Annotated in this window: 10 protein-coding genes; 5 read left to right on the top strand and 5 right to left on the bottom strand. The window is 69.3% G+C overall.

All coding sequences use genetic code 11. From position 1 onward, the window contains the following. Positions 1–627, bottom strand: a 627-nt coding sequence (locus RN743_RS00155) for an AMP-binding protein (protein WP_310774983.1), incomplete at its 3' end; no start/stop codon positions are given. A 7-nt stretch (positions 628–634) separates the two neighbouring features. Next, positions 635–1453: an ABC transporter ATP-binding protein gene (locus RN743_RS00150; RefSeq protein ID WP_310774981.1), complete on the bottom strand. Its 819-nt coding sequence runs from the start codon at positions 1451–1453 to the stop codon at positions 635–637. Positions 1454–1545: 92 nt separating this feature from the next. Here RN743_RS00150 and RN743_RS00145 point away from each other — a divergent pair, with 92 nt between their 5' ends. Next, positions 1546–2466: a DUF4159 domain-containing protein gene (locus RN743_RS00145; RefSeq protein ID WP_310774978.1), complete on the top strand. Its 921-nt coding sequence runs from the start codon at positions 1546–1548 to the stop codon at positions 2464–2466. Beyond that, a complete protein-coding gene (locus RN743_RS00140) occupies positions 2466–3785 on the top strand; it encodes a Zn-dependent hydrolase (RefSeq protein ID WP_310774976.1) in 1320 nt (439 codons plus the stop codon). Before RN743_RS00145 ends, RN743_RS00140 begins: the two co-directional genes overlap by 1 nt. Positions 3786–3822: 37 nt before the next feature. On the opposite strand, the gene RN743_RS00135 is transcribed toward RN743_RS00140, so the two are convergent. Both RN743_RS00135 and RN743_RS00130 read right to left on the bottom strand, forming a co-directional pair. Further along, positions 3823–4887, bottom strand: a complete 1065-nt coding sequence (locus RN743_RS00135; protein WP_310774974.1) for an acetamidase/formamidase family protein — start codon at positions 4885–4887, stop codon at positions 3823–3825. Then, complete coding sequence (locus RN743_RS00130; RefSeq protein WP_310774972.1) at positions 4887–5372, bottom strand: DUF4399 domain-containing protein; 486 nt, start codon at positions 5370–5372, stop codon at positions 4887–4889. Before RN743_RS00130 ends, RN743_RS00135 begins: the two co-directional genes overlap by 1 nt. A 215-nt stretch (positions 5373–5587) precedes the next feature. Here RN743_RS00130 and bla point away from each other — a divergent pair, with 215 nt between their 5' ends. Further along, on the top strand, positions 5588–6688 hold the full coding sequence (gene bla, locus RN743_RS00125) for a class A beta-lactamase (RefSeq protein ID WP_310774970.1): 1101 nt from the start codon (positions 5588–5590) through the stop codon (positions 6686–6688). Positions 6689–6709: 21 nt separating this feature from the next. Here the strand turns inward: bla and RN743_RS00120 are convergent, their stop codons facing one another. Further along, positions 6710–6904: a DUF378 domain-containing protein gene (locus RN743_RS00120; RefSeq protein ID WP_310774968.1), complete on the bottom strand. Its 195-nt coding sequence runs from the start codon at positions 6902–6904 to the stop codon at positions 6710–6712. 173 nt (positions 6905–7077) lie between these two features. Between RN743_RS00120 and RN743_RS00115 the strand changes: the two genes are divergently transcribed. Continuing rightward, positions 7078–7509: a plastocyanin/azurin family copper-binding protein gene (locus RN743_RS00115; protein WP_310774966.1), complete on the top strand. Its 432-nt coding sequence runs from the start codon at positions 7078–7080 to the stop codon at positions 7507–7509. A 252-nt stretch (positions 7510–7761) separates the two neighbouring features. Beyond that, positions 7762–10107, top strand: coding sequence for a DUF5916 domain-containing protein (locus RN743_RS00110; RefSeq protein WP_310774963.1), 2346 nt, complete (start codon positions 7762–7764; stop codon positions 10105–10107). Positions 10108–10165 lie beyond the last annotated feature (58 nt).

Below are 10165 nucleotides of genomic sequence, written 5' to 3'. Positions count from 1 at the left end.
CAGGTTCGTGTGCGAGAGCACGGCGAGCTTGGGTTTGCTCGTCGTCCCCGAGGTGGTGCACAGTAGCGCGGGATGGCCGGGTCGGACCGACCCCAGGGCGGCCTGATACTCGTGCGGCATCGCGTGGTCGCGCTCGGCCCCCCGGCTCTCCACATCCGGAAAGGAGACGAGCCCGCGCGCCTCGTAGCGGCCCAGCCCGCGCGGATCGTAGTAGATGATGTACTCGAGGCGGGGCAGCCCCTCCCGGATCTCGAGCACCTTGTCGACCTGCTCCTGGTCCTCCGCGATGACGACCCGCGCCCTCGACGCCGCGAGCAGGTACTCGAGTTCCGCAGCGACCGCGTCCTGGTAGAGGCCGAGGGGCAGCGCGCCGAGCGACTGGGCCGCCAGCTCGCCGATGACCCACTCGGGACGGTTGTCGCCCACGATCGCGATCCGGTCGCCGCTCTCGAGACCGAGGTCGCGGAGCCCCATCGCGAAATGGCGCACGCGCCGCGCGTATTCCGTCCACGTGATCGTCTGCCAGATTCCGAACTCCTTCTCGCGCATGGCCACGCGCTCGCCATGGTTCGCCGCCTGCAAGCGAAGGAGCCCGGGCAGGCTGCCGTCCACGAATCCGATGTTCACGAGGCGCTCACGAGAGGGCTCCGGCCACTGTTTCCCCGCGGCCCAGGTACGCCTCGATCACGCGCGGGTCGGAGCGGACCTCGGACGGAGAGCCTTCGGCGATGACCTGTCCGAACTCGAGCACGACCACGCGCTCGGAGATGTCCATGATCACGTCCATGTCGTGGTCGATGACGACCGGGGTGGTCCCCCACTCCTCGTGCACGTCGAGGATGAAGCGCGCCATCGACTCCTTCTCCTCGGAGTTCATCCCGGCCATCGGTTCGTCGAGGAGCAGGATCTCGGGATCCAGCGCCAGGGCGCGGCCGAGTTCGACGAGCTTCTGCTGTCCGTAGGGGAGGTTGCCGACGACGGCGTGGCGGATCGGCTCCAGGTTCAGGAAGTCGATCACTTCCTCGACCCGCACCCGGTGCTCGATCTCGCGGCGCCGCTGGGGACCCCAGAAGATCCCGCCGGAGATGACTCCGCCCCGCATGTGGACGTGGCGGCCCAGCATGAGGTTGTCGAGCGCGGTCATGTGCTTGAAGAGTTCGATGCTCTGGAAGGTGCGCGCGACGCCGAGCCGGGCGATCCGGTGGGGCGGCAGGCGGTGGAGCGCATGCGGTTCGTCCCCGGCGTCCCGCAGCGTGATCGTGCCCGCCGTGGGCCGGTAGAGCCCGGAGATGCAGTTGAGCACGCTCGTCTTGCCCGCCCCGTTCGGGCCGATGAGCGCGAGAAGTTCGCCGCCGCGAATGTCGAGGCACACGTTTTCGAGCGCCGTCACGCCCCCGAAGAGGAGGGTGACGCCGTCCAGGTGCACGTTGGCTCGGCCGTCGGACTCGTTCATGTCGGCGCCTGCCGCGGCTCGGGACCGTTCGGAGAACCCCGGGAAAACGGGAAGTAGTTGACGAGCGGGCCTCCGGCAATCCTTATGAACACATGATGCGTCTCCGGCCGCCCCCCGCCCCGATCCTCGCCACTGCCCTGGCCGCCGTACTCGCCGCCGCCGCCGTCGCGGGCATGACGGGGCGATCCGACCCGCCGCCGGAGACGGTCGCCGGGGAGGCGAGTGCCGGGGACGCGGGGGCCGCGGAGGCGGGCGCTTCGCTCCTCCGCGAGCGCGCGGCCGCGCGGGACCGGCTCCTCGAGCTGGAACCGGCGCTGGCCCAGGCGCGGGCGGAATGGGGGCGGGACTTCTACTTCACGCGCGCCATCTACTCCGGTTCCCGCGGCTGGTGGGGGGGACGGGGACGCGGCACGTGGGCCACGGACTTTCCGAAGGCGGACCGCCAGTTCCTCTTCATCCTCCATCGCCTGCTCGCGATGCTGGACCTGCACGAGTGGGAGAACCCGGTCGCGCTCGACGACCCCGAACTGCGCCGCTTCCCCTTCCTCTACATGCTGGAAGTCGGCTACATGAACCTCTCCGAGCCCGAAATCGAGGGTCTCCGGGGATACCTGGAAGCAGGCGGATTCCTCGTGGTGGACGACTTCTGGGGCGAGGAGGCATGGTACAACTTCGAGTACCACATGTCCCGCATCCTGCCCGGCCGCCGGATCGAGCCGATTCCGCTGGACCATCCGATCTTCCACCAGTTCTACGACATCGACGAGATCAAGACGGTTCCGGCCGTCAACAACGCGATGCGCGGGCGCTACGAGGAATGCTGGGGACCACCGTGCACGCCCACGGTCCGCGGAATCTTCAACGACCATGGCGAGCTGATGGTCGTCATCAACCACAACACGGATCTGGGCGACGCGTGGGAGTGGTCCGAGAACCCGTACTACCCGATCGACCGGTCGACGTACGCCTACGAACTCGCCATCAACTACATCATCTACGGCCTCAGCCACTGATGGGGCCGATCTCCCGGCGGCGGTTCGGGGCGCTCGCCCTCGGCGCCGCGGGAGCGGCGGCCACCGCCTGGCCGCTCCGCGCCCTGCGCGGCCAGCGACTGCTCGTGGACGGCGAACGGCTCAACCGCCGCCTCGGCGAACTCGCGCGCTTCAGCAGCGCCGAGGAGGGCACGACGCGGCTCGCCTACAGCGACGAGGACCGGGCGGCCCGCGCCTGGCTCTCGGACATCATGTCCGGCCTCGGCCTCGAAGTGCACGTGGACCGCGCCGCCAACCTGATCGGAAGCCGGCGCGGCACCGACCCCTCGCTCGCCCCCATCGTCCTCGGTTCCCACATCGACTCCGTCCCGGCGGGCGGCAGCTACGACGGACAGGTCGGCTCGATGGGCGCGCTTGAGGCGGTGGCCACGCTGGTGGACGCGGGGCGCGAAACCCGCCATCCGCTGGAATTCGTGATCTGGGCCAACGAGGAGGGCGGCAAGACGGGGAGCCGCGCGATCGCGGGCGAAACGCTGCCGTGGGAAGTCGACATCCTCACCGCGAGCGGGTTCTCGATCGGCGAGGGCACGGAGCGCCTGGGCGGCGACCTCACGGACCTGGCCGCGGCCCGCCGGGAGGCCGGCAGCCTCGCGGCCTACCTCGAACTGCACATCGAGCAGGGGTTCGTGCTCGACCGGGGCGGGCTCGACATCGGCGTCGTGCAGGGAATCGTCGGCATCCGCCGCTGGTCCGTCACGGTCGACGGCTTCGCCAACCACGCCGGCACCACGCCCATGGACATGCGGCAGGACGCCATGGTGACGGCGGCGCGCATCATCGATGCCGTGCACGTGACCGCACGCGAACTGTCCGGGCGGCACGTGGCCACGGTCGGCCGCCTGAGCGCCGAGCCCGGCGCGCCGAACGTCATCCCGGGGCGAGTCACCTTCAGCCTCGAGATCCGCGACCTCGCGATGACGGGCATTGACGCGGTCTTCCAGGCGATCCGGGGGCGCGCGGAGGAAATCGCCGCGGCGGACGGCACCACGGTCTCCATCGAACAGTTCTACGAGAGCCGCGCGGCGCCGACCGACCCGCGTCTCCGGGACATCATCGAGGCGGAGGCGCTCGATCTCGGCCTCACGGCGCTCCGCATGCCGAGCGGGGCGGGCCACGACGCGCAGAGCGTCGCCCTGCTGGGGCCGGTGGGGATGATCTTCGTGCCCAGCCGCGAAGGCATCAGCCATTCGCCGCTCGAATTCACGGAGCCGGATCAGATCACGGCGGGGACGAACGTGCTGCTCGGCGCCCTCCTCGCGGTCGACGCGCGCGGTCTCTGAGTCCCGGCCGCGGGCGCCGCTCCCCCGCGGCCGGCCATCAGTTGCCGATCACGCCCTTCGAGATGCGCATGGCGACGAGCATGTTCGGCACGTCTACGACCTCGGAGATCTTGAGGTCCCCCGCCATCGACGCCAGTTGGTAGGCTTCCTGCCGGGACAGGTCCCGCGAACGCACGAGGTAGTCGATCATCGCCTCGACGGCGTTCCGCGCCGCCTCGTCGATCGTCGGAGCGAAGCCGGTCACGGCGTAGAACTCGTCGGTCTCGTAGTGGGGCGACGGGATGGGTCCGATGCCCTTGACGACCTCCAGTTCGTAAACCACCCGCAGCGGCCCCTCGATCGCGGTGCCGCCCACCTCGCCGTCCCCCTGCGCGATGTGCGGGTCGCCCATCGAGAAGAGCGCCCCTTCCACCAGCACCGGGAAGTACACCGTCGTTCCCTCGACCAGGTCGCGGTCGTCCATGTTGCCGCCGTTCTGGCGGGGCGGGATCGTGACGAGCATCGAATCGGTGTCCGGCGCCACCCCCATCACGCCGGGGAACGGCCGCAGCGGAATCCGGATCCCGGGCGCGAACTCGACACTGGTGTCCCCCGGTTCGAACTCGAAGGTCTTCAGGTACGGATCGGGGAACAGGTCGGCGAGGAACCCGAATCCGGGGACGTTCGCGACCCAGCCCCAGTCGCCGAGTTCGATCTCGTGCAGCGTGACCGCGAGGAGGTCGCCCGGCTCGGCGCCCTCCACGTACACCGGCCCGGTCAGGGGATGGATGGGATCGAAGCTCAGCCGGGCGAGATCCTCGAACGTGGACTCCGGCGTCAGTTGCCCGTCCGACGCCTCCTCGAGATACGCCTCGATGACGGCGCCCGACGCCACGGTCAGGATCGGCGGGATCGTCCGGCTCCAGCGGTTGTGCGTCTGGTCCGCCGTCAGCGTGTGCTGCGGCTCCGGCGTGGGCGAAGCGCCTTCTTCGGCGCCCGCACCCGCCGCCGCGGATTCGGTCCCGCCCTCGGGCGCGCAGCCCAGGGCGAGGACGAGCGAGAGGAGTGCACCCCCGGCGGGGAGACTGTCCCGGGCGCGCGCCGAGACCCTGCCGGCCGCCATTACTCTTCGTTCGCGACCGTGAAGTGGAGGGTGTCCACGACCGGCGGATCGAGCGGGATGTGCGCGGGGTTGGCCACGACGGCGATGAGGCGGTGCTCTCCGGGCGCGAGTCCCTCGAGCATGTACTCGGTGCTCCCATCCCCCATGTGGATGATCTGGGGATCGTTCTGCGGGATCAGCTCCGAGAGCGGCGTGAGGTCCACGTCCACGTACAGGTGATGGTGCCCGGTGCCGACGACCGGCGGCGTGATGGAGACGATCTCGATCCCGTCCGTCTCCATGACGACGAGGACGTCCGGGCCCACCGTCGCCCCCTCCTCCGGCTGCGTGATGCGGACGGTGACGGCCGGCTCGGCGGGCATCTCTTCGGCCGGTTCCGCGGCCATCTCGGCGTCCTCGGCTGGTTCTCCTCCCCCGCAGGCGATGGCGAGCGAGAGCGGAGCGACGAAGGCAACGGGGATCCATCTCGGGCGCGGGAAACGCATGAAACCTCCTGGACGAACGATCCGTCGATGCGACACGACCTTGGGACTCGCAGATTAGGGAAACGGACCCGCGCGCGCGAGACGCGCGGATCGATGCCGCACCGGATCGCGCCGCATACAACGTTTCTGCCCATCGCATGTTCTCAAACTCAGAACGGGAAGTTCACGAGGCGAAGAGGCAAGCGCATGTCTTTCAGTCCACGCCCGGAGTGCCGATGAATCCACGCGCAACCGTCCTGGCGCTGAGCATCATCCTCGCGCCGCCGGGCCGGGCCGCGGCGCAGGAAACGCTGGCGCCGCCCGTCCCCGGCCCCCTTCCCATGGGGGCTGCGTGCGTCGTGCCGGATTCGATCGGGGAAGGCCTCCGCCGCATCGCGCGGCGGGTCGGGGATGCCGTCGGCGTCTCGGCGCTGCACGTGGAGTCGGGCGCCCGGATCTCGTTCAACGGCGACCGGCCCTACCCGATGGCGAGCGTATCGAAGGTCCCGATGGCGCTCGAGTTCCTGCGGCGCGTCGACCTCGGGGAGATCGATCCCTCCGAGACGGTCGTGGTGACGGTGGAGGAGTTTCGCCCGGGACACAGTCCGCTCGCCGACTGGTCGGGGGCGCGATCCGTGCGCCTCACCGTGGACAGCCTCTTCTCTCTCATGCTCGCCCAGTCGGACAACACCGCGACGGACGTGATCCTCAACATGTCGGGCGGGCCGGAGGCCGCCACGCGCCACCTCCGGCGGATGGGCGTCGAGGGCGTGCGCGTCGACCGCTCCGAAGCCCGCACCTTCGCGGACCTGGTCGGCCTCCCGGATACGATCCCGGAGAGCGAGCTGTATCGCTATCAGTATTTCCGGCTGCGCGATGCCCTGCCCGACGCGCACCGCCAGGCCGCGCGCGAACGCTACGGCACGGACCCGCGGGACACGGCCACGCCGGACGGGATGACGGATCTCCTGCTCACGATCCACGAGGGCAAGGGACTCTCGCCCGAATCGCGCGCCTGGATCCTCGACGTTCTCGACCGGTCGCGGTCCGGACGCGGGCGGATGCGGGGGCGGCTGCCGCCATCGACCTTCGTCGCGCACAAGACGGGAACGATGGGCGGCGCCATCAACGACGTGGGCATCGTCACCCTGCCGGATGGCGCGGGGCACCTCATCGTCTCGGTGTTCGTGAACACGCTTCGGCGCCCGACATGGCGGCGGGAACGCACCATCGCGGAGATGACGCGTCTTCTGTACGACTACTTCGGGGAGGAGTTCAGGGAGCGGGGCGCCGCGGTCGGACTTGCGAGGCGCTTTGGCGCCCCCTGCGTTTCCTGACGGCCCGCGGCAAACCCCTGGCTAGGAGCCGTTCCGGTTACCGTTGGAGAAGATCCGGTACAGCGCCGCCCAGCCCACGGCGATGTAGACCAGCCGGGCGAGGGGGCCGAAAGCCGCGGCCACGAAGTTGAAGCCGATGAGGCCGATCAATCCCCAGTTGAGGGCGCCGGCCAGCAGCAGCGCGCTCGCCACTCTGTTGCAACTCTTGCCGTTCATGTATCTCTCCCGACTCAACTCGACCGCGGAGGCCGGGGCGGGGCGCGGAACCCCGTCCGGCGACCCCGGCACTGTACGAGAACATAGTACGCACGAAGATCGATCGGGTTTCGCAAGGCCCCGAATGCGCTCGGCGAGGGGCCTGGGCACCGGGATGATGCGGAGATGATCATTTGAGACGTCGCGAGTTCGTTGCCGCCCTTTCCGGCGTGCTCGCCGTGGCCGCCTGCGGAGACGGCGCCGGGCCCGGGAGTCCACCGCCGGAGCCGCCGCCCGCGCCGCCGCCCCCGCCGCCCGGTCCCGTGCCGGGCGCGAACGTGACCGTGAACATCGAGGACAACGCCTTCGTCGACCCGGCGGGACGCCGCAACGGCGACGCGGAGGTGACGATCCGGAGCGGCGAGACGGTGGGCTGGCGGCACGTCGGCGCGAACCCGCACACGGTGACGTCGACCGATGTCCCCTCCGGCGCGCGGGCCTTCGACAGCCGCACGATGAGCCACAACGACACCTTCACGGTCACGCCGAGCGTGGCCGGCACCTACGTGTATTACTGCGCCACCCACCCGAGCATCATGGTCGGCGCCCGCATCATCGTCACCTGACCCGGCCGGTTCGCCATCCGGCCCGTCCCGGTTCGTCCCGGCCGACCGTCGCCCCCGCTCGATTCAGCCCTGTCCGATTCAACCCTGCCCGATTCAACCCTGCCCGATTCAACCCTGCCCGATTCAACCCTGCCCGAGACGCGCGTGTCGTCTATCTGAACCTCCCTTGAACACGGTCGAAAAAAGTCGACCACCACCCGGCCGCGAGCAGCCGGCCACTACCCGGGATCGACGCGGATACAGCGGACACCGATGACACGCCAGAGACACGTTCGGCGGCTCCTGGGGCCAGGAATTGCCCTTGCCGTACTTCTCCCCTGCGGAGTGCGCGACGTCGCGGCTCAGGAGGGCGACGGCTCCGTCATACAGGCCACGCGGCTGACCTCCGATGAGCGCATCGACCTCGATGGCCGCGTCGAGGAATCGGTCTGGAGCCGCACCGAGGCGATCGGCGACTTCCGGCAGCGCGAGCCCATCGAGGGCGGCCCCCCGTCGCACCCCACCGAAGTCCGCGTCGCCTACGACCGCGACAACCTCTATATCGCGGCCATCCTGTTCGACGAGCCCGACGAGATCCTCGCCCGGCAGCGCGCGCGCGACGCGTTCCTGTTCACGGACGACCGGTTCGCCTGGGTGCTCGACACGTTCGGGGACGGCCGCACCGGCTACCACTTCGAGACCAACGCGGCCGGCGCCCTCAGCGACGGACTCATCACGGGCACCGGCGGGGGAGGGCCGGGCGGCGGCGGCGGATTCGGCGGCGTGAACCGCTCGTGGGACGGCATCTGGGAGGTGCGTACCGCGCGCCGTCCCGACGGGTGGTCCGCGGAGATCCGGATCCCCTTCCGCACCCTCAACTTCGTCCCCAACGGCGAGAACTGGGGCATCAACTTCCTGCGCTCGATCCGGCGCAACAACGAGGAGATCCTGTGGCGCGGGTACGGGCGGAACGAGGGCCTGAACCGCCTCGTGTTCGCGGGCGAACTCACCGGACTCGAAGGCCTCTCCCAGGGCATCGGCCTGGAAGCGGTGGCCTCGGGCATCGGCAGTTGGCGCAACACGCCCGGCAACGCGGATCCGACGACGTTCCCGCGCGACGTGAGCCTCGACCTCAACTACAGCGTGACGCCGAGCCTGCGCGCCTCCTTCAGCGTCAACACCGACTTCGCCGAGGTGGAGAGCGACCAGCGCCGCGTCAATCTCACGCGCTTCCCGCTCCGCTTCCCGGAGCGGCGCGACTTCTTCCTCGAGGGTTCGAGCGTGTTCACGTTCGCCCCGCGCAGCGGCCCGCAGCCCTTCTTCTCGCGGCGGATCGGGATCGAGGGCGGCCAGCAGATCCCCATCGACTACGGGCTTCGCCTCACGGGCCAGCTCAACGGCGTCGACCTCGGCTTCTACCAGATGGGCACGGGCGCCCACTCGTACGCCCCGGAGGATGCCCTCGCGAACGGGGCCGAACCGGATCCCGCGGACTTCATACGGTTCGCGAGGGAGGCCTTCACGGTGGCGCGGGCCCGGGTCCCCATTTTCGAGCAGTCGGCCATCGGCGCCATCTACACGCGGCGGAGCACCGCGGCCGACGCGGACGGCTTCCTGCCGGCGGACCGGCACACGCTGGGCGCGGACCTCGACTACCGGACCAACAGCCTGTTCGGGAACCAGAATTTCGAGGCCGAGGCGTTCATGGTCTGGAACTCGAATCCGGACCCGGCCGTGTCGCGATCCTTCCAGGACCTCTCCGCCTGGGGGGCGCGGATCAACTTCCCCAACGACCTGTGGTCGGGGCACGTCTCCTACCGGGAATTCGGCGACGACTACAGTCCGGCGGTCGGGTTCGTGGCCCGGAACGACTTCCGCCGCGTCGAGCCGCGGATCGGGTGGTCCCCCCGCCCCGCCATCGACTGGATCCGGCAGGTGGAGGTCTCGGTCCAGTTGAGGAACCTGTGGGAAATGGGATCCATGATCCTCGAGGAGCAGGAACTCCAACTGAACTTCATCGACATCGACTTCGAGAGCGGCGACAACGTCAGCTTCGAGGCGGTGCGGACGTACGAGTTCCTCGACCGGCAGTTCGAGATCAGCGACGGCATCGACATCGTGCCGGGCGACTACACGACCTGGGACTACCGGCTCCGCGGCCGGACGACGAGCCGCCGTCCCGTTTCCGTCCGGGGCGGGGCCAATTTCGGGGGCTTCTGGAACGGCGACCGGGTGCGGGTCGACCTGAACGCGAACTTCCGGCCGAACCCCGGGATCAACCTGGAGACGGGCTACGAGCGCAACGCCGTGTACCTGCCGCAGGGGGACTTCGTCACGAACCTCTATCGCCTCGAGGGTTCGTGGGACCCGACGCCGTGGATCGGCGTGACCAACCAGTTCCAGTACGACGATGTGAGCCGCGTGCTGGGCCTGTTCATGCGCTTTCGCTGGATCCTGAAGCCGGGCAACGATCTCTTCCTCGTCTACACGCACAACTGGCGGAACCTGGAGTCCGGCCTGCTCGATGCGCCCGACGATGCCGACCCGATGAGGTGGATGGACCTGAGGACCCTCTCGCGCGGCGCCTCGATCAAGCTGAACTACACCTACCGCTTCTAGCTAGTTCTCGTCCGTAAATCGCTTCATGGCAGAGCTTTACCGGCGTGTTTTCACCAGT

The organism is Candidatus Palauibacter scopulicola, assembly GCF_947581915.1.
Classification (GTDB): Bacteria; Gemmatimonadota; Gemmatimonadetes; order Palauibacterales; family Palauibacteraceae; genus Palauibacter; species Palauibacter scopulicola.
Note: the sequence above shows the minus strand (reverse complement) of the source record. Positions and strands in the feature narration are given on the sequence as shown.

Excerpts from the sequence above, each read along its gene's own strand:
- RN743_RS00110 (WP_310774963.1), top strand. The coding sequence starts at position 7,762 with ATGACACGCCAGAGACACGTTCGGCGGCTCCTGGGGCCAGGAATTGCC.
- RN743_RS00140 (WP_310774976.1), top strand. The coding sequence starts at position 2,466 with ATGGGGCCGATCTCCCGGCGGCGGTTCGGGGCGCTCGCCCTCGGCGCC.
- RN743_RS00130 (WP_310774972.1), bottom strand. The coding sequence starts at position 5,372 with ATGCGTTTCCCGCGCCCGAGATGGATCCCCGTTGCCTTCGTCGCTCCG.
- bla (WP_310774970.1), top strand. The coding sequence starts at position 5,588 with ATGAATCCACGCGCAACCGTCCTGGCGCTGAGCATCATCCTCGCGCCG.
- RN743_RS00145 (WP_310774978.1), top strand. The coding sequence starts at position 1,546 with ATGATGCGTCTCCGGCCGCCCCCCGCCCCGATCCTCGCCACTGCCCTG.
- RN743_RS00120 (WP_310774968.1), bottom strand. The coding sequence starts at position 6,904 with ATGAACGGCAAGAGTTGCAACAGAGTGGCGAGCGCGCTGCTGCTGGCC.
- RN743_RS00135 (WP_310774974.1), bottom strand. The coding sequence starts at position 4,887 with ATGGCGGCCGGCAGGGTCTCGGCGCGCGCCCGGGACAGTCTCCCCGCC.
- RN743_RS00150 (WP_310774981.1), bottom strand. The coding sequence starts at position 1,453 with ATGAACGAGTCCGACGGCCGAGCCAACGTGCACCTGGACGGCGTCACC.